The 24,050-nt window shown below is 45.6% G+C and carries 22 protein-coding genes; 7 read left to right on the top strand and 15 right to left on the bottom strand.

All coding sequences use genetic code 11. From position 1 onward, the window contains the following. The 7 genes from NC99_RS22370 to NC99_RS13645 all read right to left on the bottom strand — a co-directional run. On the bottom strand, positions 1-191 hold a 191-nt coding region (locus NC99_RS22370; RefSeq protein ID WP_204375007.1), incomplete at its 3' end, for a hypothetical protein. Continuing rightward, the gene (gene tnpA / locus NC99_RS13670) at positions 184-615 is read right to left on the bottom strand and encodes an IS200/IS605 family transposase (protein WP_262509312.1); all 432 of its coding nucleotides are present in this window, start codon (positions 613-615) and stop codon (positions 184-186) included. The genes tnpA and NC99_RS22370, both read right to left, overlap by 8 nt. A gap of 260 nt (positions 616-875) precedes the next feature. Beyond that, positions 876-1,589: a hypothetical protein gene (locus NC99_RS13665; RefSeq protein ID WP_053184629.1), complete on the bottom strand. Its 714-nt coding sequence runs from the start codon at positions 1,587-1,589 to the stop codon at positions 876-878. Positions 1,590-1,942: 353 nt separating this feature from the next. Then, positions 1,943-2,965, bottom strand: a complete 1,023-nt coding sequence (locus NC99_RS13660) for an MBL fold metallo-hydrolase (RefSeq protein ID WP_053184627.1) — start codon at positions 2,963-2,965, stop codon at positions 1,943-1,945. A 6-nt stretch (positions 2,966-2,971) separates the two neighbouring features. After that, positions 2,972-3,664 (bottom strand): hypothetical protein, encoded by a 693-nt coding sequence (locus NC99_RS13655; protein WP_053184625.1) that lies wholly within the window; start codon positions 3,662-3,664, stop codon positions 2,972-2,974. 456 nt (positions 3,665-4,120) lie between these two features. Next, the gene (locus NC99_RS13650; protein WP_053184622.1) at positions 4,121-4,816 is read right to left on the bottom strand and encodes a hypothetical protein; all 696 of its coding nucleotides are present in this window, start codon (positions 4,814-4,816) and stop codon (positions 4,121-4,123) included. A gap of 126 nt (positions 4,817-4,942) precedes the next feature. Then, on the bottom strand, positions 4,943-5,374 hold the full coding sequence (locus tag NC99_RS13645; protein ID WP_053184620.1) for a hypothetical protein: 432 nt from the start codon (positions 5,372-5,374) through the stop codon (positions 4,943-4,945). 459 nt (positions 5,375-5,833) lie between these two features. Between NC99_RS13645 and NC99_RS13635 the strand changes: the two genes are divergently transcribed. Continuing rightward, a complete protein-coding gene (locus tag NC99_RS13635; protein ID WP_053184616.1) occupies positions 5,834-7,396 on the top strand; it encodes a family 43 glycosylhydrolase in 1,563 nt (520 codons plus the stop codon). 123 nt (positions 7,397-7,519) lie between these two features. Then, entirely contained in the window at positions 7,520-8,623 is a 1,104-nt protein-coding gene (locus NC99_RS13630; RefSeq protein ID WP_053184632.1) for a Gfo/Idh/MocA family protein, read from the top strand. Between the two features lie 1,091 nt (positions 8,624-9,714). Here the strand turns inward: NC99_RS13630 and floA are convergent. The 4 genes from floA to NC99_RS13605 are packed head-to-tail and all read right to left on the bottom strand — an operon-like array spanning position 9,715 to position 12,826. Beyond that, on the bottom strand, positions 9,715-10,695 hold the full coding sequence (floA, locus tag NC99_RS13620; protein ID WP_053184611.1) for a flotillin-like protein FloA: 981 nt from the start codon (positions 10,693-10,695) through the stop codon (positions 9,715-9,717). Then, the gene (locus NC99_RS13615; protein WP_053184609.1) at positions 10,695-11,168 is read right to left on the bottom strand and encodes an NfeD family protein; all 474 of its coding nucleotides are present in this window, start codon (positions 11,166-11,168) and stop codon (positions 10,695-10,697) included. Before NC99_RS13615 ends, floA begins: the two co-directional genes overlap by 1 nt. An 11-nt stretch (positions 11,169-11,179) precedes the next feature. Continuing rightward, entirely contained in the window at positions 11,180-11,461 is a 282-nt protein-coding gene (locus NC99_RS13610) for an ATP-dependent Clp protease adaptor ClpS (protein WP_053184607.1), read from the bottom strand. Positions 11,462-11,515: 54 nt separating this feature from the next. Continuing rightward, positions 11,516-12,826 (bottom strand): tetratricopeptide repeat protein, encoded by a 1,311-nt coding sequence (locus NC99_RS13605; RefSeq protein WP_053184605.1) that lies wholly within the window; start codon positions 12,824-12,826, stop codon positions 11,516-11,518. 151 nt (positions 12,827-12,977) lie between these two features. On the opposite strand from NC99_RS13605, the gene bcp reads away from it, so the two are divergent. The 5 genes from bcp (at position 12,978) to thrC (ending at position 19,643) form a co-directional block, all read left to right on the top strand. Beyond that, on the top strand, positions 12,978-13,445 hold the full coding sequence (gene bcp / locus NC99_RS13600; RefSeq protein WP_053184603.1) for a thioredoxin-dependent thiol peroxidase: 468 nt from the start codon (positions 12,978-12,980) through the stop codon (positions 13,443-13,445). A 2-nt stretch (positions 13,446-13,447) separates the two neighbouring features. Then, positions 13,448-14,473 carry a recombinase RecA gene (gene recA, locus NC99_RS13595; protein ID WP_053184601.1) on the top strand — a complete coding sequence of 342 codons (1,026 nt, stop codon included), beginning with the start codon at positions 13,448-13,450 and terminating at the stop codon, positions 14,471-14,473. Between the two features lie 121 nt (positions 14,474-14,594). Continuing rightward, positions 14,595-17,024 (top strand): bifunctional aspartate kinase/homoserine dehydrogenase I, encoded by a 2,430-nt coding sequence (gene thrA / locus NC99_RS13590; RefSeq protein WP_053184598.1) that lies wholly within the window; start codon positions 14,595-14,597, stop codon positions 17,022-17,024. Positions 17,025-17,105: 81 nt separating this feature from the next. Continuing rightward, positions 17,106-18,326, top strand: a complete 1,221-nt coding sequence (locus NC99_RS13585; protein ID WP_053184596.1) for a cofactor-independent phosphoglycerate mutase — start codon at positions 17,106-17,108, stop codon at positions 18,324-18,326. A 15-nt stretch (positions 18,327-18,341) separates the two neighbouring features. Then, positions 18,342-19,643 carry a threonine synthase gene (gene thrC, locus NC99_RS13580; protein WP_053184594.1) on the top strand — a complete coding sequence of 434 codons (1,302 nt, stop codon included), beginning with the start codon at positions 18,342-18,344 and terminating at the stop codon, positions 19,641-19,643. A gap of 76 nt (positions 19,644-19,719) precedes the next feature. On the opposite strand, the gene NC99_RS13575 is transcribed toward thrC, so the two are convergent. The 4 genes from NC99_RS13575 to NC99_RS13560 form a co-directional block, all read right to left on the bottom strand. Further along, positions 19,720-20,304 carry a methyltransferase family protein gene (locus NC99_RS13575; RefSeq protein WP_053184593.1) on the bottom strand — a complete coding sequence of 195 codons (585 nt, stop codon included), beginning with the start codon at positions 20,302-20,304 and terminating at the stop codon, positions 19,720-19,722. Continuing rightward, positions 20,301-21,623: an SO_0444 family Cu/Zn efflux transporter gene (locus NC99_RS13570; protein WP_053184590.1), complete on the bottom strand. Its 1,323-nt coding sequence runs from the start codon at positions 21,621-21,623 to the stop codon at positions 20,301-20,303. The genes NC99_RS13575 and NC99_RS13570 overlap by 4 nt, the downstream gene beginning before the upstream one ends. A gap of 239 nt (positions 21,624-21,862) precedes the next feature. After that, complete coding sequence (locus NC99_RS13565) at positions 21,863-23,287, bottom strand: NfeD family protein (protein ID WP_053184588.1); 1,425 nt, start codon at positions 23,285-23,287, stop codon at positions 21,863-21,865. Between the two features lie 106 nt (positions 23,288-23,393). Next, positions 23,394-23,921 carry a lipocalin family protein gene (locus tag NC99_RS13560; RefSeq protein ID WP_053184586.1) on the bottom strand — a complete coding sequence of 176 codons (528 nt, stop codon included), beginning with the start codon at positions 23,919-23,921 and terminating at the stop codon, positions 23,394-23,396. Positions 23,922-24,050: the final 129 nt, after the last annotated feature.

The following is a 24,050-nucleotide window of genomic DNA, read 5'->3' as shown; positions in this document are numbered from 1 at the left end:
TCAATCGATTCAAATAACGAATCATCCTTCAATTCAATCTCATTCATCAAACCCAGCGGGTTTGTATGTTTATAGAAGATTGGGGGGTGTCCCGGCGGTACGACCCCATCCGGGGTCGAATATCTTTTTGCCGTGCCTTTTCTACAAACATGCGATGCCTCCGGCATCAGAGAATATAAATGTTCAATCATCAATCCATTCGAATAAATATTCATCCTTAAATTCGATTTCAAATGCTTCTAAGAAAGCCAGATATTCTTCTTTAAACGTCTTTTTCCGGTGATGTTCCTTCTGTGTTTTAATATATTGAATGACATCGGTTAATTGCGAATGTCCATAAGAGAACGCCCCAAATCCTTCCTGCCATTTGAAATTGTAGTTTGTATACCGCTTTTCCTTGATGAAAGTGTTGGATGATTTTTTTATCTCACGCACCAGGTCAGACAAGCAACAAGTTGGCCTCATGCCTATGAAGAAATGGATATGGTTGGTAGTGCCATTGATTGCAAGCATTTTTTGCCCTTTGTTTTGGGTGATGCCGGTTATGTATTTGTAGAGTTCTTCTTCCCAGCTGGGATTGATGAGGGCATTGCGATTTTGCACGGCAAAAACGATCTGGATGTAAATTTAGGAGAATGTATCAGCCATATGGTTCTATTTTAATTTGTCTTTATTCATAAACCCGGAGGGTTTGTATGTTTATAGACGGTTGCCCGATGCCCGGGGTACGACCCCTCCGGAGTCGAATACCTTTTTGCCATTCCCTTTCTACAAACATACGATACCTCCGGCATCAGAAACATGATATGATTTATCCCGCTCTTCCGGGTTTGTGCTGGCGTTTTGCTGGTTTTATACCGATCCAAACAAGCAGATTAAAACCGGAAATTCACGCCCATTTTCCAATATTGACGTTTAAAACTAAATGTCCAATCCGAGATATCCAGGTCTCCGCCAAAGCGGTCATAGCGCAATCCGCCCAAACATGCCGAGAGGCCCCAGCGGTTGCCTAAAAAGTACGCCAGTTCCGGCGCCAGTTCCAGGCTAAGCAGGTTGCCCTTTACATCCGCTTCCCAGCCTGTCAGCGTACCGGGATCAATCTCTGATAAATCATCGGTCGGAGCATGGTACACACTGGCGCTGAAAACCGAGGCGTTGACCTTGGCTCTTCCGTAACTTCCCGAAAAACGCGGAACCAGGTAAAACCGCCCGATCACCGGCCAATAATATTTACAGAAAATACGCGGCAGCCATATCGTACCTTCGGCCTCTGTGAAGGTTCCATGAACACTGGAGCCTGATGCTTCAAGCAGGACTTGTTGGGTATTCTCTTCCATTTTTTCGTGGTAGCGTGCCAGCCCCAAGCCAAGCGAAAAACGATCGGTTACGAAACGTTCAGCGTTGAACGACAGGTGCCATTCCTTTTCATTGCTCTTAAACTGAGAATCGAGATTCGACTCACTCGATTTCGATTTGTAGTAGTTGCCCTCAAGCGAGAGCATCCAGTCTTTGCTTGCAGGTTGTGCAAAAGCATTGAAACTAAGAACCAGCATCAAGCAGGTTTGCAAAAGTCTTTTTAGTGGTTGCATGGGGTTTCGTTATTGTTTTCTGTTGTTTGAAAATTGTACTGGAGCGGAGGCGCAGCCTCAGCCAGCTTTAGAAATATCCAGAGGAGCGGTTCTGTTTTATTTGCTCCCATTCATCAAACCCAGCGGGTTTGTATGTTTATAGAATCGGCGTGTGCCCCAAGCGGTACGACCCCATCCGGGGTCGAATGTCTTTCCGCCGTGAGCTATTCTATAAACATGCGATGCCTCCGGCATCATAAACATGATATGATTTAGCCTGCGCTTCCGGATTTGCGCTGGCGTTTTGCGAATCCGATCCAGCCACCGCTGGTTTTAGACCTATCCAGACGAGCAGGGTTACCTGCTGGCTTTTATTATAAGGGTTCTGCTGAACTCCAATTTCTTTCAGGGAAGAGCTTGGCTTTCGTATTAATATGTTTTGTTCCTCCTTTATGAGTACTGTAGGTTGCACAGTTAGGTAGATTTTTCTTAATACAACTGATAACAGCCTTTCTAGGATTTTTTTTACTTCCATTGGCTGAAACCCAAAATTGGTTAGGATTAAAATTGCTTATCCAATTTGTACTTATGTTTCTTCTACCTCCGTGATGTGGTAATTGGCAAATGTGTAAATCTCTTATATCATAACCATTACTCTCCGCTGAATCAAATGAGTCAACTCCGGCATCCGCTGTAAATAAGTATTTGCGGTTACTCGAATCAACGAATTTTGTTAAAACAGAGGTCAAGTTCTCTGCTGAAGCATCATTCTTTTCATCTACGATTTCACAAGGTTTTAAACCCTCCTGTAATTCATTAATATCACTTTCTAGTTGAATATTAGAACCTGACGTTTTTAGGTTGTCTATACTAGTAAAATAGCCTAGTTGTTCCAAATAAAATGCTTTTGACGGTCCAACAAATTCGAATAAATTATGTTCTAATTGGATATCAGAGAATGCTGGCCGTTTAGAAATACCGTATTGGTCAAGGACGTTACCTAAATTATCAGATTGTTTCAATGATTCGAAAAGTTTTTGGACTCTTTTGTTAGAATATAAAGCTTCGTTTAAGCTTCTAATTTCGTTTCTTTTCGCTTCTTCAATATAGTCAGTTGGGTCATTGTAATAGAATCGTACAATTTTGTTTTTGAAATAATGAACTAAATCTATCAAACCTCCAATATGGTCAGAATGCGGATGAGTGTTAATAATTAATATTGGACTGTCTGAAGGAATGTGTGGCATTATGTAGCTTTCATAATGCTCGATTATTGTTTTTGCATCCTTTGGGTTACCACCATCTATTATCGTTATAAAGTCAGAGTTTTCTGCTTTTGACCAAATAATATTACAATCTGCATTGCCAAGAGATAGCATATCGATACTAAAATCCATATTTTGTTATTTTTTTAAATATTGTTCGAATAGAATTTTTGCGTAGTATTTACCATATCTGTTAATCAAGAACTTACTCAAAACTATTGGTAGAATGTAGATTCCTAAAAAAACTAAATTAAGTTTGAGGGCAAACGGATTAGAAAATGCATATTGAAATAAAAAGATATTTATCATTGAAATTATTGCTCCTAGAACACTGCCGCCAATTAGATTTCTCATGAATCCATATTCAATATTGTGCTGAAGCAACATTGAATTATCTCTAGTCATATTTCTAATTTGAGCCACAGCACTTGATATCGTTTTTCTAGCTTCTTGTTCATTTTCTTTTTCAGCATTTGAATCAAGTAGATGAATGCTAAAGTCTGTTGCTATTTTTTGTACTATTTGTAATTTCATTGATTTCGCCAAAGTGGAATCAGAATTAAGAAGATAATTTGTCGTTGGCATGTTTAATTCCTCTTTGAAAAAGATATTCTGAAATAATTCTTTTGAAACAAGTCGATTGATTTGTACAAGAAAATAGATTGTTGCAACAGAAAGAGTTATGTCGCCAGCCCACTTATAACCTTCTAAAAAGGTCATAAACTCTATTAGTGCTTCGCTAAAGCCAAAATAGTATAAACTGAGAATTGGTATCGAAGTCAATATTGTCGGAAACAATCTAGCTTTTATGTAATACTCGTTTATTTTCATTTATTGTCATTTTTTTATGTTACACAACTCTGTCGCCTGTATAACAAAGCCATCTTTCACTTCTTCGTCTGCCTCCTGATGTGTCACTTCTTGATCTTATACATCCAGCTCCTCCACCCGATTTTTTCGATCCACAAGTTAAGTAAACCTGTTGAAGAATTCATTTAGCGAGCATTAATTTAGTTTCATTCAAAATAAGAAATGAGCTGCAAGCCACAAGTATTTAATAAATTTCAGACAGATCCTGATCCGGCAACTGACGGACAGGATGACTCGTTGAGCGGGCGAGTTCTGATCCGGCGCTGATTGCTTCTTGACCCCCTCCGGTCGCCGGACTAACCCGTCAACCTCGTCCCCCTTTTCAAGGTGGACAATAGTCAGCAAGTTGCGCAGCCGGCGGCCACCCCCGGCCTTCCTTGATTGTCAGGGAGGACCGGAGACGGTAAAGTTTGCCTGCTAATCCGCAACACTAGCTGTTTTTTGTGTACTGCCATCTTCGTGACGGGTGCCATAATCCAGGATCATCCGGGCATTAAGGTAGGCAGCATAAAAGGCCGGGTCTTCGGTTTCGTAGCGAACCATCATCCGGTCGAGGCGGTTTTTCAGCAGCTTGTCGGCTTGTTTAAACAAGCTTTTCAGGCGTGCATTGGCCGCTTTGCGCTCTGCAACCGAAATCCGGTTCACCGGTAGGAGTGCTTCAAACTGGTCGGTTAGCTCGCGCAGGGCATTTACCTGGTCAATCGTAATGCCGCTGGAAGTCAAGCCCTCCAGCTGTTCCTCGGCCAGCATGGCTATTCTACGCCCGGTAACTACTTGTTGCTGGTCGCGCTGCCGGCTTAGTGCCGATTCTGAAAAATTCACTTTAGCCGCCAAAACTTCGTTGCTGACACGGTCGGCCCTGGCCGCCAAAGCCGACGCGATGGAGAGAATCATCTGGATCAATTTTTCCTGCACCGTTTCTTTTTCGTCCGACTGGCCTGTAAGTTCTGTGCTGGTCAACAGTTGCGTGGTTTCAATTTCGCCAACCGTCAGTTTTAACTCGTCCACGTCACTCACCACATCCGGGATCATTTCCCAAACCTTCAGGTTCGACGTCAACAAAGCGAGTACCGCTTTAATCATTCTCAGTTTGTTTAAAAATCGTTTTGTCATTTTTCATTTTTTTGATTTATACTCATGGGGCTGAAAAAAATGACGGCTTTCAGGCTTTCACAGGTTTTCATCCTTTGGTTTAATTTGTCGGATTATGGCCTGTCAATCGCCAAAGCCGGCTTCATGCTATTTCTCAGTAGCCCGGGTTAATTGATTCGTTTTATTGTTGAAGTCTGTCTTTCCGTGTTGATGAAGTGGTGGTTGTTTTTTCATGCACGCATTTAAACAGCATGCTGGCATAAAACAATGGAGATTGTACAGCAAATAATTCGATGTTGACACAAAATCATCGGCATCGTGCAGCGAATAATTGGATGCTGACATTAAATCATCGGCTTCGTACAATGAATAATTTGATGTTGACACGAAATCATCGGCTTCATACAATGAATAATTCGATGTTGACGCGAAATCATCGGCATCGTGCAACGAATAATTCGATGTTGTCGCCAAATTATCGGCCTGTGACGCGAAATAATCGGAGGCTGTCGGTAAGTCATTGAAGTGTAAAACCGAAGAATTGAATTCGTACCCGAAGAAATAGGGTACGATCTTCAAAATATCTTATTCAAATTTTCACGATTTGGCATCTGATTATTTCCGTTCTGTTGGACATAACGAATTAGTGAAAGGTAGAACTTCAGGTTCATTCAAAGAACGTTGATTTTTTTTCTTTTCAATTTATGGAATTCAATTCTTTGAATGACGAAAAAGTGCATTCATTTCATGAATGAGCACTTTTGGGGCCTAAAACTGCTCGAAACTCAGACGAACGAGTAGATATTGTTAAAAAGACGGTGCAAAAACCAGTCATTTTTCAGCAAAATTTGGCCGTTTTTTTCGTCAAAACGTCAGATTTTGGACTCAGCCCGATTTTTTTTTGTTGGTTTTTGAAGGCGGCCAAGTGCGGCAAAGGGACATTGAGTGGTGGCAAAGAACTGTTTTTCACAATGAGTAAAAACCGCCTGAAAAGTGTATTAAGATTAATCGTATGAACTCAAATCTAAACCTGTATCGATGAAGAATCTTACACTGCTTACCCCTGTTTTTATCCTGTTTTTTTCGTTTGCCAACGCACAGCAGCCAGTTCCTGCTGAGTATTACCAGAATCCGGTGATCGCTGGAGATTTTCCTGATCCGACGGTGATTCGTGTTGGAGATACTTACTATGCTGCGGGCACCAGCTCCGATTTTGCGCCCAACTATCCGCTGTACGAATCGACGGATCTAATCAACTGGAAACACATTGGCCATATTTTCGATGAACTACCGGACTGGACTTCCCGGAATTTTTGGGCCCCTGAGCTGTATTACATGAACGGAACCTTCTACGTGTATTATACCGCCAAGCGTAAAGGCGATGATGTTTCGTGCATTGGTGTGGCCACAACGACGGATATCCACAAGGGGTTTACCGACCACGGAATTATTATTGAGTGGGGAGAAGAGGCCATCGATGCCTTCGTTTTTCGTGATGACGACGACAAGCTTTATATTTCGTGGAAGGCCTATGGTTTGACCGAAGGACGCCCCATTGAGCTGCTGTGTTCCGAGCTGAGTCAGGATGGTATGGAGCTGGTTGGCGAACATTTTACCTTAACCGACCACTCCAAAGGGTGGCAGGGCGCAGGCGACGAAGGACAGTGCCTGGTGAAACACGGCGACTACTATTATCATTTGTACTCTGTGGGTGGCTGTTGCGACAACCGCTGCGATTACCGGGTCAGGGTGGCCCGCGCTACCGACCTGCGCGGAGACTGGGAGCAATACCCCGAGCCGATTTTACAGGGTGGCGATACCTGGAAATGCACGGGGCACGGTACTTTGGTCACGACTCCGGATAATCGCTATTTCTATTTGTATCATGCTTACCATGCCACCGACTTTGAATATGTGGGCCGGCAGGGTTTATTGGATGAGTTGATTTGGGACGAGCAAACCGGCTGGCCTAAGTTTAAGCAGGGAACAACGGCATCGGTAAAGGCGCCGGTTCCGTTTGCGGGCACCAGCCAGCAGCGGCAAACAACATTTATGGATGACTTTACTTCGGATATAAGCGCCAAGCTTTGGCAATGGGATTTGAACCTGCCCAAACCAGCTTTCAAGACCGATCAGGGCGAACTCGTCCTTTCAGGAACAGAACAGGGGATTGGCTTCATAGGAATGCGTCCGCGTGTTGGAAACTATAGCATGACCACCGAAGTGTCGAACGAGTCGGATGCAGCCAAGGGTATTTGCATCTATGGTAATCGCGATAACTACCTCGCTTTCGCTTGTCATTCAACCGGCCTGCGCCTGTTTCAGGTGGCCTCAGGTAAACGAACGGAACTGGCCAACATGGCTACCGCCGAAAATAAGCCTTTCTATTTAAAGGTCGAAGTTCAGAATGGCCGTTACTATCGGTTTTTCTGGTCCGAAGATCAAACGGTTTGGGTGCCTTTTGGGTCTGCCGATGACTTCACGGTCGATGGAAAGTTTTTGCCGCAGTGGGGCGTGGCCCAGCGTGCCGGTTTGTTTGTCGAAGGCGACAAGTCGGCCAGTGGCCGGTTTTCGGAAGTAACGTTTGAGTACCAGTTTTAAGCTGAAGTTACATTTTTGGCCTTCAAACTGGGCGGGATGATACCGGTCGCTCAATTCGCCAGCTTTCTTATCTTTACAGGCATTGAATGGAAAAATAAATACGCAACTAAAAGCCTGAATCAAATGAATCGAAAATGGAATAAAAGTTTGCTTTTACTTTTGGCGGTGCTACTCTCCCTGAGCACCCGCGCGCAAGAGCCCATAAAACTAGCGGTTGCCGGCGTAACACACGGTCATATTTCATTTATTTTGGGTCGACCCGATAAAGGAGATTTTCAGTTGGTTGGAGTTTGTGATTCGAACCAGGAATTGGTTCAGAAATTAGCCACACAATACGACTTTTCGGACCATCTGATTTATGCTGACTTGGAAAAAATGCTCGAGGAAACAAAACCCCAGGCAGTCGTCGCTTTTGGTTCAATCTATGACCACCTCGCCGTGGTTGAAGCCTGTGCGCCACGCGGAATCCACGTGATGGTTGAAAAACCGCTGGCCGTGAGTAAGGAGCATGCCCACCGCATGGCCGATTTGGCGCAAAAGTATCAAATTCATTTACTCACCAATTACGAAACATCGTGGTATCCTACAACCACGTATTCATTCGATCTGGTGCATCAGCAAGATTTTGTGGGTCCCATCCGCAAGGTTGTTGTTCACGACGGACACCAGGGGCCACAAGAAATTGGCTGCGATCCGTACTTTTTGGAATGGCTGACTGATCCGGTGTTAAATGGTGGCGGCGCATTGATCGATTTTGGTTGTTACGGCGCCAATTTAATGACTGCCCTGACCAAAGGTGAAAAGCCGCTTTCGGTAAGCGCGGTTACCCGGCAGTTTAAACCGGAAATTTATCCTGAAGTGGATGACGATGCCACCATCATCGTTTCCTATCCCGGATCGCAGTGCATCATCCAGGCGTCGTGGAACTGGCCGTTCAACCGAAAGGATATGGAAATTTATGGCGTGTCTGGCTACATTAAAGCCGACAACAACCAGGACATGCGGATTCGGGGAAAGGACATCCAACAGGAAAAGAAACTGAAAGTATTGGCCGAAGACGTGGATGTTTACACTGATCCCTTCGATTATTTTTCAGATGTGATTCATGGGAAGATTGACGTAGAACCATTTGGCGTTTATTCCCTGGAAAACAATGTGCGTGTGGTTGAAATCCTTGATGCCGCCAGGACGTCTGCAAAAAAAGGAAAAGCCATTTATTTTGATTGATCGCCTGCTTTTAGGGTATTGTAACAGAATTTCGGCTTATGTCGGATCAATTGAATTTGCCGTGGTAGAATTCCAATTGTTTTCCAGGAAATGAAACCCGCTGGGTTTAATATTCATCACCCCCAAAGGATTTGGGGGTTGAAACGGTACGGACACCGGCACAACCCCGAAGTGGGTTGAACAACTACTCAATACAGTGCTAAAGTCAAACTCCTTCAGAATGAGATAAAAAATGGTTGACTGGGATTTCGTAAGCCCAACAGATTTCGATGTGAAGGACCTGCGATAAGAGATATTCAACCCGCTTCCGGGTCGTTTGATTTTGGTTGCCCGCTGATCCCCGAGCTTCGCACGGGCTAATACAAGTTTAACTCCTTCGGAGTCCTTCGGAAAAACCGGAGGAATGGATGACTCGCAGGATTTGATGTTCATCCCAGTGTATTCAGGCCGTGAGCGATTATTGGAAATTGACAATCCGGATTTCACCTACGGCGATTATTATTGAATCCGGCAACTGCATGATTCTTATTGGTAGCCCACATGAATTTAAATTGATCCGTGACTTTGGGGGGAGAGTTTGAAGCAAAAAAAAAGAGTAGATCTCTATCTACCCTTTTCTAACCTAACTAAACCAATAAAACTAATCAAACCTAAACTTATGAAATAAAATCTACGACAAAGATATGTTGGAAAACACATACTTGTGTTAAGTGAATCTTAAAATTGTGTTAGAAAACATGTTTTAGGAAAAATCAGTTGGCGCAGCGTTAAAAAAAAAAGAGTAGATCTCTATCTACCCTTTTCTAACCTAACTAAACCAATAAAACTAATCAAACCTAAACTTATGAAATAAAATCTACGACAAAGATAGGCTGAAAAACACATACTTGTGTTAAGCGAATATTAAAAAACATGTTGAGCAGCATGTTTTTTACAAAGCTGGTTTCACACTGTACTTAGCAGCAGGCTGCAAAAAGGCCATCACCCCACGTTTGTATGGAATGATGGCCTTTAAAGAATTTGTCGAATGATCACGAACAACCAATCGCTAGTGACCAGTTGCTAATGACTAATTACCAATTACCAATCATCTATTTCTTTCTGCCTTTGCCTTTTTCTTCTTCGGCAATGGAGTCACGCATGGATGTGTCGGCCATGATGTTTTTGTACTTCATGTAATCCATAATTCCCAGGTTTCCCGAACGGAAAGCTTCCGAAATGGCCAGGGGTACCTGCGCTTCGGCTTCGATCACTTTGGCACGCATTTCCTGCGCTTTGGCAATCATTTCCTGTTCCAGGGCCACAGCCATGGCGCGGCGCTCTTCTGCTTTGGCCTGGGCAATGTTTTTATCGGCATCAGCCTGGTCAATTTGCAGTCCGGCCCCAATGTTTTTACCAATGTCAATATCGGCAATATCAATCGATAGAATTTCAAAAGCGGTTCCGGCATCGAGCCCTTTGTTTAAAACCACTTTGGATATAGAGTCAGGATTTTCCAAAACGGCTTTGTGGGTGTGCGATGAGCCGATGGATGAAACAATCCCTTCACCAACACGGGCCAGGATTGTATCTTCGCCGGCACCACCAACCAACTGTTTGATGTTGGCGCGAACCGTTACACGGGCTTTGGCAATCAGCTGAATCCCGTCTTTGGCAACTGCTGCCACCGGAGGCGTGTCAATGACTTTGGGGTTCACCGACATCTGAACGGCTTCGAACACATCGCGTCCGGCCAGGTCGATTGCCGTGGCCATGTTGAAGGTCAGGTCGATATTTGCTTTTTCGGCCGATACCAGTGCATGAACCACCATGTCAACCTTTCCGCCTGCCAGGTAGTGGGCTTCCAGTTTGTCACGGTCCAGCTTAATGCCGGCTTTGGTTCCTTCAATCAATGCACGAACGATAACCGAAGGCGGCACTTTCCTGAAACGCATCAGGAACAGTTGCATCAGTGAGATACGGACACCCGATACCAAGGCCGAAAACCACAGTCCGATCGGGATAAAATAGAGGATGATCATGAGCAGGACAAAAATCCCGACAACTAAACCTAAAGTTCCAAAATATTCCATTATTCTTGATTTATTGGTTCAACAAGTACTTGTGTTCTATAAACTTCAATGACTTTAATTTTTACGTTCTGATCGACAAAGCCGGTTGCTGATTTGGCTTCCATGCTTAAGTTGTTGATTTTTACCCGTCCGGTAGGGGCCAGCCGCCCCAGCGTAATTCCTTCGTCGCCAACGCGGATCAGTTGGTCGTCAATTTTATCGACATGCCCGTCAATTTCTGAATTCAGCAGCATCTTTTTCCCTCCGCGGCTTTCAAACAGGCGGTACATAACGATGGGAACTGCAATAATAACAAAGGCCAGTGTGATGATTCCGGCGAGCACCCCATAGGTGTCGAATGCCAAATAGACGCTGGCGCCAAGCAAAACCACGCCACCAATTCCGGCGATGGTTATTCCGGGAAGTACGACAAATTCCAAAAGCAGGAGCAGGATTCCCAGGAAGATCAGGAACAGGATGATTAGTACAGTCATTTATTTTTTGGTTAATCGATGGTCGCTGTTAGTTCACGTGCTGTCAAGGCTTTCTTCATCGGACTAAGATAGTTAAAACTTCCCTTTTTGACATCACATTTTCCCTTATAATGTGTAATTAAAGTGCATTGTGTCGCTTGCTCCGGATCGTGTTCACACACATGGATCAATGCCTCAATTACATAGTCAAAACTGTGGTGGTCGTCGTTGTGAAGAATGAGAAACCGTTCGTTCTTTGGTTTCGCTTGCTCATCCTTTTCCGGTTGTTTTTTTGTTTGCTCGTCTGGTTTCATCTTGTTTCATGCTTTATTTTATTCTGGCGATTCACACCTGCATTTTTTTCTTTGTTATTCTCCTGTAATTTGTCGCGCTTCCTTGAGTGTTATTCGTTCTCCATCTTTGTAGGCGGCCACGAAAGCATCGCTCACGCCTTCGGTTCGCACCTGCGATTGCATCAGCAAGGCGTCTTGATACGATTTCAGCTCGCCAACCGTGTAAACGGTCACGCCGTTTTCATCGGTGTATTGATCGATACGGCGAATGACCGATAACTTTTTAAACAGCCTCTGTACCCAGTCGGGTGGGCTTTTGCTGTAGGCTCCAATCTGAATTTTGTAGGTGATGCCGGTACTGGCGGCAGCGGGTTCCTCCGGAAGTAGCTTTTTGATGAGGCTGTCGGGCAGGACCACGGGTTTTTGAGCTTCCAGTTTTTTGAGTCGCTCGGCTGCTTTCGCCTCCCGGATACTATCTTCCATTTGTCGAATTATTTCGTTGAATTCCCGGATTGATTCTGCCGAAGCCTGGTCCCAGTAGTCCGCTTCACCCCGGCGGGCTTTCGTGTAATTTTCGCTGATTTCCTGATTTTTGGCGTAAGTTTCGCGCTCCAGCACAAGAATGGCATCGGCAATCGATTCTTTTTCGGTCGCAAAGGCATCGTTGTATTCTCGTCGTAACCTGTTGGTTTCGGCTACCATTTCCTGCAATTCCTGCTCGCCTTGCCAGGCTTGCACAAAGGCTTGCAGGGCCGAGGCATGCTTAAATTGATCTGTCTTCAGGTACTTGATGCTTGAGTTTACCTGAAACAGGATGATGCTGTCTTGCAGTCCCTCCGGGATTTCCACATCGTCTGTCTGGATTTCGGGCATGGCTGCCGGCTCTTCCGGTTTTTCTTCAATTGTTTCGACAACCGGCTTTGGAAATGGGTTAATCTGTTGTTTACAGAGTGCGGTCAATTCATCCAGCCTTGTGTCGCGCTTTTCCCGTTTTCGGGCCTCATCATCATACTGCTGATAATAGTTGAGGGCTTCCGAAAAATTATTCTCCGCATGAAAACATTGCGCCAAATAGTACAGACTTTTGCTGGGGGCGCCTTTTCCAAGTGAAGTTTGAAGGGATGTTTTTGCCTGATCGGTAAATTGTTCGGTTTCAACCAAACACATGCCCAGGTAGTAATTTAGTTCCTGATCAGCCGGGTACAGGTTGACCAGATCTTCGAAATAGGGAATGGCTTCGGAATATTGTTCATTTTCAACCAGATTTTTGGCAAGCTGTTCCGGATCGTTTTGTGCCTGAGCCGGTTTTGCGAAGAAAGCCGGATTGAACACAAACAATAAGAGAAAGGAAGTTGTTTTCAGAAAAGTCGTCATGTTTTCGCACATAGTAGCTAAATCGTTTTCGATATAAAATTACAAAAAATGTTGAAAGCTAATTTTTCTTTAACTGTTTAGTTTTTGTTAGTTTTTCGACTGCAATTAATCTGATATTTATCATTAATTCAAGTATATTTGTCTAATTAAACAAAAAAATCGTATGGCACTGTTAAAAAAAGGTGATATTGCACCTGACTTTAAAGGACTTAATCAAAATAACGAATCCATTTCTTTGGCTGATTTTAAAGGAAAGAAGTTAATTTTATACTTCTACCCAAAGGATGATACCCCCGGATGTACCGCTGAATCTTGTAATTTGAGTGACAACTACGATGCCTGGATCGCAAAGGGCTACGAAGTCGTGGGCGTAAGTCCGGATAGTGTGGCTTCACACAAAAAATTCGCTGAAAAATATGGGCTGAAATTTAACCTGATTGCCGATACCGAAAAAGAAATTTTACAGGCTTATGGGGCTTGGGGCGAAAAGAATATGTACGGCAAAAAGTACATGGGCGTGCTTCGTACCACTTATGTTATTGGAGAGGACGGCGTAATTGAAGAAGTGTTCGAGAAAGTTCAGACAAAAGATCATACAAACCAAATAATCAAATCTTTAGACTTAGGATAACAATGGCAAAAGAAGATTCAAATGTGAACAAGGAAAAGCTGAAAGCCCTTCAGCTTACGATGGATAAAATTGAAAAAAGTTATGGCAAAGGGGCCATCATGAAGATGGGCGACCGTGCCGTTGAAGATGTGCCAGCAATCTCGTCTGGTTCAATTGGACTGGATATCGCACTGGGGGTTGGCGGATTTCCCAAAGGCCGTGTGATTGAAATTTATGGGCCAGAGTCGTCAGGTAAAACCACCCTGGCCATTCATGCCATAGCCGAAGCTCAAAAAGCAGGGGGTATTGCGGCCATTATTGATGCAGAGCACGCCTTCGATCCGTATTACGCCAAAAAATTGGGCGTTGATACCGATGAATTGCTCATTTCCCAACCGGATAATGGCGAACAAGCACTGGAGATAGCCGACAACCTGATTCGCTCCGGCGCTATTGATATTGTGGTTATTGACTCGGTAGCGGCCCTAACTCCGAAAGCGGAGATTGAAGGCGAAATGGGAGATTCAAAAATGGGTTTGCAAGCCCGTTTGATGTCGCAGGCGCTGCGGAAACTGACAGCCAACATCAACCGCACCAAAACCTGCTGTATTTTCATTAACCAGCTTCGTGAGAAAATCGGCGTCATGTTTGGTAATCCTGAAACGACGACCGGTGGAAATGCGTTGAAGTTTTACGCATCGGTGCGTTTGGATATTCGCCGGATTGGACAAATTAAAGATGGCGAAGAAATCATGGGTAACCATACCCGGGTGAAAGTGGTGAAAAATAAGGTTGCGCCTCCTTTCCGCAAAGCTGAGTTTGACATCATGTATGGTGAGGGAATCTCAAAAACTGGCGAAATTATTGACCTTGGCGTGAACTACAATATCATCAAAAAAAGCGGATCGTGGTTTAGCTATGGTGAAACCAAGCTGGGCCAAGGTCGCGAAGCCGTAAAAAATATTCTGCGCGACAACCAGGAGTTGGCGCACGAATTGGAAACGAAAATTATTGAAGCAGTAGCGACAGCGGCCATCCCCGTTCAATAAAAAATAAAACATTGCAGTGAAGTCTGGATGAGGCGGCGAACTGCTTCATCCGGATTTTTTTTTGACAAGGCATACACCGCAAACTATCTAGTATCAAACTATCAAGAATCAAGTATCTCGTATGAAAGTGTTGAAATTTGGAGGCACTTCTGTTGGAAGTGCTGAAAACATCAGAAAGGTAAAACAGATCGTGAAAAGTCAGCCCGACGACGTGGTCGTTGTGGTTTCTGCCTTGGGCGGAATAACTGACAAGATATTAAACGCCGCAAAGATGGCTGTTCTGGGAACGGAGTATTTCAACACGGAGATCACGGAAATCAGGACGCGCCACGAAGTTGTGGTTGATGATTTGTTTGAAGGAGAACAAAAATTGGAGGTGTGGGAAGAGGTGAGCTTACTGCTTGACGAATTGGCCCGGATCATTCGTGGTGTTTCGATGATTGGCGAGTTGACCCCAAAAACCATGGATAAAATTGGTGGCTTTGGCGAACGCTTGTCATCCTACATTATCGCTCAATTTATCGATCATGCCAAGTGGATTGACGCCTCGCAAATGATCAAAACCGACAGCGCTTTTGGTCGGGCATTGGTGGACTTTAAGTTGACCAATCAACTGATTCAGGATGCCTTTTCTGGTTTTTCAGGCATTTGTGTGGCGCCTGGATTTGTTTCGAGCAACAGCGCCGGCGAGTACACCACCTTGGGCCGTGGAGGCTCCGACTATACGGCTTCAATTTTTGCAGCCGCGCTTAATGTAAGTGTTCTTGAAATATGGACCGATGTGGATGGTTTTATGACTGCTGATCCACGCATCATTCGCAAAGCTTACACCATCGAGTCGTTAAGCTACTCCGAAGCTATGGAGCTGTCGCACTTTGGGGCAAAGGTGATTTACCCGCCCACCATTTTGCCGGTTTATCAAAAAAACATTCCGGTACAAATAAAAAATACGCTTCGTCCCGAAGGCGAGGGATCACTCATCCGCAGCAGTCAGCCCAACGGGAAAGACCGTCCGATTAAAGGCATCTCATCGATTTCAAACATCAGCCTGATTACCGTGCAGGGATTGGGCATGGTGGGCGTTACCGGAATTTCCATGCGTTTGTTTGGTGCCCTGGCCCGCGAAAACATCAATGTGATTTTGATCTCACAGGCTTCGTCCGAAAATTCCATCTCGTTTGCCGTTGATACGCTGAAAGCGGAAACGGCCGAGGAAGCCATTCGCATTGAGTTTGACCGCGAAATCACGGGTCAGCAAATCAATAAAATTGAAGTCGAAAATGAGCTTTCGATTGTAGCCATCGTTGGCGAAAACATGAAGCACACTACCGGAATTGCCGGAAAGCTCTTTAATACCATTGGGAAAAACGGGATTAACATCATCGCGATTGCACAGGGCGCATCGGAGCTCAATATTTCGTGGGTGGTGAAGGATTCTGATTTGCGGAAGACGCTGAATGTGGTGCACGAGTCATTCTTCCTTTCCGAAAACGTTGAAGTGAACATCTTCTTGCTGGGCATCGGCTTGGTGGGAGGTAATCTGCTCAAGCAAATTTTGCAGCAACAGGAGAAGCTGCTTAAAGAAAAGCACCTCAAGCTGAAGTTGGTGGGGGTGGCCAATTCCAAAAAAATGCTGCTCGACCGGGATGGAATTGCTATCGAAGGATTTAAAGAGCGCCTTGATGCCGAAGGACAGGCCTCCGATTTAAAGGCCTACAAAGAGGCCGTGATTCGGATGAATATTTTCAATTCGGTATTTGTCGACTGTACGGCGTCGGATTATTCATCTGATTTGTACGCCGACTTGTTGAATGCCAACGTATCGATTGTGACAGCCAACAAGGTAGCCGCTTCATCAGACTATGAAAATTATCTGAAACTGAAAAAAATTGCCAAGCAAAAAGGAATCAAGTTTTTGTTTGAAACCAATGTTGGCGCAGGTTTGCCAATCATCAACACCTTGAATGACTTAGTTAACGCGGGCGATCAGATCCTGAAAATTGAGGCCGTTCTTTCGGGAACGCTCAACTTTATTTTCAACACCATTTCGGCCGAAGTGCCCATGAGCCAGACCATTAAAATGGCGAAGGACGAAGGTTATTCGGAGCCGGACCCACGGGTGGATTTGAGCGGAATTGATGTGGTGCGCAAGCTGTTGATTTTGGTTCGCGAGTCGGGTTACAAAATCGATAGGGAAGATGTCGCCATCAATAAGTTTATCCCGGATGCATTTTTCGATGGAAGCATGGAAGACTTTTGGAGTGGGATCAGTGGTTTGGATGCCGACTTTGAAGCGCGCCGGAAACTCCTGGAAGCGGAAAACAAGTGCTGGCGTTTTGTCGCCAAATACGAAAACGGGCAGGCCGAAGTGGGCTTGCAGGAAATCGAACAGGGGCATCCCTTCTTCGATTTGCAGGGAAGCAACAACCTGGTGATGTTTACCACGGAGCGCTACCACGAATTCCCGATGATCATTAAAGGTTACGGAGCCGGTGCGGAAGTGACTGCCGCTGGCGTTTTTGCTGATATCATTCGGGTCTCAAATCTGTAATCGACAGGAAATAAATTGGAGTGAAAGGACCTTGTTTCTCCGAAAACCTGGAACCTGAAACTCGAAACTTGAAACTCTTTTATGAAGTACATAATCGTTTTAGGGGACGGCATGGCTGACGAGCCATTGGAAAACTACGGAGGAAAAACCCCTTTACAAATGGCCCATACACCGGAAATCGACCGGCTGGCAAAACTCGGGCGCTGCGGCCAGTTGTTGACCGTTCCGGAGCACATGCACCCGGGAAGTGAAATTGCTAATCTTTCTGTACTTGGGTACGATGTCCCTTCGGTGTTCGAAGGCCGTGGCACACTCGAAGCGGCCAGCATGGGCGTAAAACTCGAAGCCGGTGATTTGGCGCTTCGCTGCAACCTCTTGACCATCGAAAACGAAAAGATCAAAAATCATTCAGCAGGGCATATTTCGAATGAAGAAGCTCATGAGTTGATCGATTTTCTGAACGAAAAGCTAGGTTCCGATAAGATCATCTTTCACAAGGGCGTTTCGTACCGCCATCTGCTGGTGATCAAGGGTGGCAACAAACAATTGGCTTGCACGCCTCCGCATGATGTGCCGGGAAAGCCTTTTAAAGATTATCTGACCAAAGCAAAAGCCACGGAAGCGCAGGAGACGGCTGATTTGCTTAATGAACTCATTGCAAGATCGATGGAAATTCTTCCAAATCATCCGGTGAACCAAAAAAGAAAAGCCACTGGCAAAGAATTGGCCAACAGCATTTGGCCCTGGTCGCCGGGTTATAAACCACAAATGCCAACTTTGAAAGAGTTGTTTGGCGTGGAAAAATCAGCTGTCATTTCTGCTGTTGACCTGATTCAAGGGATTGGTGTTTACGCCGGAATGGATGTGATTAAAGTGGAAGGGGCAACCGGCCTTTACGATACCAACTATGAAGGAAAAGCGCAGGCAACCATTGATGCGCTGACCAATTATGATTTGGTCTACCTGCATATTGAGGCCAGCGATGAAGCGGGCCATGAAGGTAATGTGGAACTGAAAACCAAAACCATTGAATACCTGGATCAGCGGGTGGTGAAATTCCTGGTGGAAGAAACGGCCAAAATGGGCGAGCCGGTGACGATTGCCGTTTTGCCTGATCATCCCACCCCTTGTGCGACCACCGTACACACCAAAGATCCGGTACCATTTATCGTCTACAAACCTGGTGTTGAAGGCGACACGGTGGAAACCTACGACGAATTTACCGTCCGAAAAGGGAGCTACGGCTTGCTCAAAGGTGATGAATTTATGAAAGCTTTATTAACGGACAACTCGAAACTTTAAACTCGAAACTCAAAAATGAACTATTACAGCACCAATAAATCAGTTCCGAAAGTATCGCTGAAAGAAGCAGTGATTAAGGGACTGGCCGATGACAAAGGTTTGTTTATGCCCGAGCGCATTGAAGCCTTCCCAGAATCTTTTTTCGAAACCATTCACCAACGTTCGTTTCAGGAAATCTCTTTTGAAGTGGCCAAAAAGTTTTTTGGTGAAGATGTGCCGGAAGCCGACCTGAAGGCGCTGGTTGACGATACTTTGAACTTCGATTGTCCTGTGGTCCATGTCAATGACAATATCTTTTCGCTGGAGCTGTTTCACGGGCCAACGCTGGCTTTTAAAGATGTGGGCGGCCGCTTTATGGCCCGCTTGCTGGCCTATTTTCTGAAAGGGAACGAAGCGCAGGTGAATGTGTTGGTCGCCACTTCGGGCGATACCGGCAGTGCGGTGGCCAATGGCTTTTTGGGCGTGCCCGGTATCTATGTGTATGTGTTGTATCCCAAAGGTTTGGTGAGCGAAATTCAGGAAAAGCAGTTCACCACCCTTGGCCAAAATATTACCGCCCTCGAAGTGGAAGGAACCTTTGATGATTGTCAGCGACTGGTGAAAACCGCTTTTTTGGATCAGCAGCTAAAAACCGGATTGACACTGACTTCGGCCAACTCCATCAATGTGGCTCGCTTTCTTCCACAGGCTTTCTATTATTTCAATGCGTATGCTCGCCTGCGTGAGCGGGGCGTCACGGAAGACATTGTGGTTTCGGTACCCAGTGGGAACTTTGGCAACCTCACAGCCGGATTGTTTGCCAAGAAAATGGGGCTTCCCATCAAGCGATTTATCGCAGCCAACAACGAAAACGACATCGTTTACAACTATCTGAAAAGTGGAAAATATGAACCCCGGGCTTCGGTAGCCACCATCGCCAACGCGATGGATGTAGGCGATCCCAGCAACTTTGCGCGAATCCTCGATTTATATGATCATTCGCACGCGGCCATTCAGTCTGAAATAACCGGATACCGCTATTCTGATTCCGAGATTAAGGAGGTGCTGAGCGAGGTGTACCACAAATATGGCTACCTGACTGATCCGCATGGCGCAACCGGTTATAAGGCGTTGGACGAGGCTTTGCTGGATGGCGAAGTGGGGGTGTTTTTGGAAACAGCGCATCCGGCCAAGTTTACCGAAACAGTCGAAAAAATTATTGGCGCAGGAAAAGTTCCGCTACCCGAAAAACTGGCTGAGTTCATGAAAGGTGAAAAACTCTCCATTCCACTCAGCAAGGAGTTTGACGACTTTCGGGCCTTCTTATTGCAACAATAAAAGGCAAAAAAAGAATCAAATGAGGTTTTCCTGGTTCAGGGAATACCTCATTTTTTATTGATCCAATTGTCGTTATCTACAAATAGCGGGAGGTGTTTTTCCGGTATTCAGCATAGTCAGTTCCAAATGCCTTCAGCAAAAACTTTTCTTCATTCAGAATAATAAAATGATGGGTGACCAGGCAGAAAAGGCCGATGATGGCGATAGCCACGCTGGGAATCAGTAAAAAACAGGCGGTAAAGAAAAAGAAGAAGCTGGTGTACATCGGGTTTCGACTGATTCGGTAAATTCCTTTTGTTTGCAGGGCATGATCTTTTGTGGGTAAACCAACACGCGTAAAGATGCTCATGGAATAGTAGGCCGGGATCAGTAAAAGATTGCCGGCCAACACAAAAATCAAAGCCAGAAGTTTTTGAACTTCCAGTATTTCAGTTTGTATGAGCCTTGGGAAATACAGAAAAAAATCCGCCCGGAGGCTGACCCAAAAAAGAAGGACCATCAAAAGGCCGGTCAGCAGCTTGGCGGGGTAAAAAAGCCAGGGCAAAATTGTGGGCGTCCCAAAAGCACCCTGTCCGTTTCGCAAAAGCTGGTAGGCCAGCAAGGCAGTTGACAAAATGGGCAAACCACTGAGGATGATCAAGCCAATTTGCAGGAGCGTCATAACACCTCGCCTTTGTATTGGTAACCAATTTCGGTGATTACTTTTTCAATTTCCGTCAGGTCGATCTTGCTGCCTTTGATTCGAACTTCAGCGGTATTTCTATCGGCAAAAACTTCATCAATCCCATCCAGTTTGGTCAGGTTGCGGGTGACGCTGGCCTCGCAGTGCGAGCAGGTCATGCCTTCCACTTTTAATGTTTTCAAATTCATGCTGCTTGTTTTTTTTGATTTTTCAAAACGTTCGTAAAAGTAGCCAAAAATCAGCGAGCCGATGAGCAGCACGGTCGAAGAAACTTGCAGCCACTTGGGCAACATCTCATGTTCTCCGTCGCCATGAATGTGGACCATCTGGCTCATGATCAGTTCGGTTGGGATCAGCCAGTTGGTTAGCATTCCAAAAAGAACCGCACCGCCAATGATCGTGCCCAGGTACACGTACAAGGCTTTGCGGCCCATGGTATTTCCGAGCACGGTCATCGTAGCCACATTGGTTGCCGGGCCGGCCATTAGAAAAACCAGCGCAGCGCCTGGCGATACGCCTTTCATGAGGAGTACGGCGGCAATGGGGATGGAGCCCGTGGCGCAAACGTACAGCGGGACCGATGCCGCCAGAATAATCAATATTTCGAGAACCCCCCAGCCCTGGAAACGACTGAAGAAATCGGCAGGAAGTGCCACCGAAATCAGCGTGGCAACCAGAAAGCCGATGATGAGCCATTTGGCAATATCTTGCAACAATTCGACAAACGCGTAATGCGTGGCACGAACAAAGGTATTTCCTTTCGGAGCCGATTGATCATGACAACCGCAGGAATCATCGTCGCAACTTCCGGGTTCTTCTTTTTTGCCTAGCGCCGCTGTATCAAGTCTGAAGTTGGCAAAAGGATTTTTTGGTGCCGGTTTGTCTTTCACCAGCCAGTTGGTGAGTATTCCGCCTACAATGCCGGTTACAAAAGCAACAATGGGGCGGAGGATGGCAAATGGCCAGCCCAGCATGGAGTAAGTTGCAAAAATAGAATCGACGCCGGTTTGCGGCGTTGAAATCAGGAAGGAGTTGGTGGCGCCTTTCGATGCCCCATTGCGGAAAAAAGAGACGCCGGTTGGAATGACGCCACACGAGCAAAGCGGCATGGGAATGCCCAGCAAGGACGCATTGACAGCTGATTTGGTGGTTGGTTTGCCCATGTATTTTTGCACTTTTCCTTCCGGGAAAAACACTTTCAGCAAACCGGCAAACACCAAGCCCAGCAGCAGCCAGGGGGCCATTTCGTTGAGCAAATAAATCAATTCAGAAATATAATCGAGCACAAATGCTTTCATTTGGAATTCCTCTCTTTTTGAAGGTGTTGACTGGTATTTTCGATGGCCTTTGGCCGCACTCTGAAACCCACAACACCACGTTTCTCTACTTTTAAGAGCAATGCAAAATTAGAATTGTTTTTCTTTCAAGAGAAAAAAAGCATAAAAACATCCGGATAACTACCTGGGTGCTGCTGTTTGAGAATACTTCGAGAAATTGTGTTGCGTCTGTTCTTTCTGGTATTGCCGTCGTTTCGAACCTATTGATCATCGGATTTTTTCTCGACGTAAAGTTGAGCCGATTCCGTCCGGATCACGATGATCTTGTCGCCACGGTCAATCATGCCCAGGCCCGAAACGGCATCGTACAGTTTGCCGTCGATCTTTACTTTGCCCGAAGGACGAAGCGTGGTGTAGGCCACGCCCTCTTGGCCAACCAGGCTCCGGTAGCTGGTGTCAACGCCCACAAAACCTTCATTTTTATCTTGAATGGAATGAAGAGAGAGATTCTTAAACGCACCGGAATTGGCAGTAAACAGCTTTTTGCTGAGGACCAGACTGAGCATAAAACCACCAAAAAGAGCGACAACAACGGTGGTCAATGCCGACATGATCTTTTCGGGATGAACCCCTTCAAAATCGAAAACCAGGTTGTCGATCAGGCTTAATACCAAGGCTGTGAAGCTAAGCAGGATGCCCAACAGTCCGGCCACGCCAAAGCCGGGCAGCACAAAGATTTCGACCGCGATTAAGATTAGCCCGACAATAAAGAGCAGGATCTCCCAATTGGCCGCCAAACCTTCGAGGTAGAGTGGGGCGAAATAGGCCACGGCAGCTGTGATGGCGATTATAAGCGGAAAGCCAATGCCGGGTGTTTGCATTTCGAAATAAATACCGCCCAGGATGGCCATAATGAGCAGGCCCGAAACCATGGGGTTCACCAAAAAACCAATGATTTTTTCGAGTACCGTGGGTTTATATTCCACGATTTCATAATCTGAAATACCAATCAGTTCCAGGACTTCAGCCACATTATCGGCCTGCCCTTCGCAAAAACCGTATTTCATGGCTTCAGCCGGGGTGAAGGTAAGTACTTTTCCGGTGTCGATAATGCCGGGAATGTAAACTCGTTCGTCAACCATGGCTTCAGCGATTTTCGGATCGCGAAACCAGCGAAAGGTCGTGTCCTGACCGCTAATGATGGTGTCGCCCCCATGCGCTTCGGCAGTTGCCCGCATGGTGGAGCGCATGTACGACTGGTATTTGTCGGGCATTTGCTGGCCGGTTTGATTGACCACCGTTGCCGCGCCAATGGAGCCGCCCGGACGCATGTAAATGCTGTCGCAGGCTACCGAAATCAGGGCACCGGCACTGGCCGCGTTGTTATCGATAAACACATAAACCGGGATGGGACTGTTCAAAATTTTTGTCCGGATGGAGTCGGCATCGAGCACGGTACCGCCGTAGGTGTTCATGTGAATCAGCATCAGGTCGGCGTTCAGGCTATCGGCCGCATCAAAAGCCTGTTTGGTTTGCCGCCAGGTGGCCGGCATAATATTCTCCATGATGTTGAATTTATAAACCAGTTTTTTCTGGTTTTCCGGGGTGGGGCCTGCTTGTTGAGCCCAACTCAAAGTGGATAGCGTAAAAAGGAGAAGAATCGTATACAGAAGGCCTGATCTCATGATTTTAGTTTTTTAGAAGCGTTTTCCAAAGTTAGGGAATTTTCGTTTGTGTTTAACAGTCTTGTTGTATTCATCGGGCAGGTTCAACGCACCCATGGCGTCAGCTTTATTTGTGCGGAACTTTAAACAGTTTGCTCGTATCGTATCCCCGGCGTTTGGCTTCATCAACCAACTGTTGGTAAGCGGTTTCATCCATTTGGGGCGTACGGCTCAAAATCCACAGGTAGTCGGGCGTGGAGCTGCCAATCAACACATGCTGGTAATCGTCGTCCAGCTCCATAATGTTGTAGTCAGCATAAAAGAATAGGAAAAAAGCCACTTTCAATTTTCCGGGTTCTTTCGGATCGGGGATTTTGGCTTTCCCTTTGGCTTCTTTGTACGCGCCGTCCAGCGTGTTTTTGTAACCGGCATTCACCACATCAATTTTACCATCGTCGCGCAACGAATAGGTGGCTGTCACCCCAACCAAATCTTTTTCAAACGAATGCTGAAACCGAGCAATCTCGTACCAGGTGCCCATGTAGCGTTCAACATCGAGTTCTTGAACGGTCGAGGTATCAATCATCTGTTTGTTTGGCCGGCAACTAAAAATCATGAGCGAGAAGCTTAATAGGATGAGTGTTTTGGTTTTCATTTGTTTGTTTTTTATTGAAGTTCAAAGAACCAGATAAAAGTAAACATTGGTAATGTTCATTAAACTGTGTCACGATTAGAATTTTGATGTTGATTTGCTGTTGGAATGTTGATAACTTCGGCCAAGCCG

This window comes from Sunxiuqinia dokdonensis, from assembly GCF_001270965.1.
Classification (GTDB): Bacteria; Bacteroidota; Bacteroidia; order Bacteroidales; family Prolixibacteraceae; genus Sunxiuqinia; species Sunxiuqinia dokdonensis.
Note: the sequence above shows the minus strand (reverse complement) of the source record. Positions and strands in the feature narration are given on the sequence as shown.

Bases quoted from the DNA above. Each gene is read 5' to 3' on its own strand.
- NC99_RS13665 (WP_053184629.1), bottom strand. From the start codon at position 1,589: ATGCAACCACTAAAAAGACTTTTGCAAACCTGCTTGATGCTGGTTCTT.
- NC99_RS13660 (WP_053184627.1), bottom strand. From the start codon at position 2,965: ATGGATTTTAGTATCGATATGCTATCTCTTGGCAATGCAGATTGTAAT.
- NC99_RS13655 (WP_053184625.1), bottom strand. From the start codon at position 3,664: ATGAAAATAAACGAGTATTACATAAAAGCTAGATTGTTTCCGACAATA.
- NC99_RS13650 (WP_053184622.1), bottom strand. From the start codon at position 4,816: ATGACAAAACGATTTTTAAACAAACTGAGAATGATTAAAGCGGTACTC.
- NC99_RS13635 (WP_053184616.1), top strand. From the start codon at position 5,834: ATGAAGAATCTTACACTGCTTACCCCTGTTTTTATCCTGTTTTTTTCG.
- NC99_RS13630 (WP_053184632.1), top strand. From the start codon at position 7,520: ATGAATCGAAAATGGAATAAAAGTTTGCTTTTACTTTTGGCGGTGCTA.
- floA (WP_053184611.1), bottom strand. From the start codon at position 10,695: ATGGAATATTTTGGAACTTTAGGTTTAGTTGTCGGGATTTTTGTCCTG.
- NC99_RS13615 (WP_053184609.1), bottom strand. From the start codon at position 11,168: ATGACTGTACTAATCATCCTGTTCCTGATCTTCCTGGGAATCCTGCTC.
- NC99_RS13610 (WP_053184607.1), bottom strand. From the start codon at position 11,461: ATGAAACCAGACGAGCAAACAAAAAAACAACCGGAAAAGGATGAGCAA.
- NC99_RS13605 (WP_053184605.1), bottom strand. From the start codon at position 12,826: ATGTGCGAAAACATGACGACTTTTCTGAAAACAACTTCCTTTCTCTTA.
- bcp (WP_053184603.1), top strand. From the start codon at position 12,978: ATGGCACTGTTAAAAAAAGGTGATATTGCACCTGACTTTAAAGGACTT.
- recA (WP_053184601.1), top strand. From the start codon at position 13,448: ATGGCAAAAGAAGATTCAAATGTGAACAAGGAAAAGCTGAAAGCCCTT.
- thrA (WP_053184598.1), top strand. From the start codon at position 14,595: ATGAAAGTGTTGAAATTTGGAGGCACTTCTGTTGGAAGTGCTGAAAAC.
- NC99_RS13585 (WP_053184596.1), top strand. From the start codon at position 17,106: ATGAAGTACATAATCGTTTTAGGGGACGGCATGGCTGACGAGCCATTG.
- thrC (WP_053184594.1), top strand. From the start codon at position 18,342: ATGAACTATTACAGCACCAATAAATCAGTTCCGAAAGTATCGCTGAAA.
- NC99_RS13575 (WP_053184593.1), bottom strand. From the start codon at position 20,304: ATGACGCTCCTGCAAATTGGCTTGATCATCCTCAGTGGTTTGCCCATT.
- NC99_RS13570 (WP_053184590.1), bottom strand. From the start codon at position 21,623: ATGAAAGCATTTGTGCTCGATTATATTTCTGAATTGATTTATTTGCTC.
- NC99_RS13565 (WP_053184588.1), bottom strand. From the start codon at position 23,287: ATGAGATCAGGCCTTCTGTATACGATTCTTCTCCTTTTTACGCTATCC.
- NC99_RS13560 (WP_053184586.1), bottom strand. From the start codon at position 23,921: ATGAAAACCAAAACACTCATCCTATTAAGCTTCTCGCTCATGATTTTT.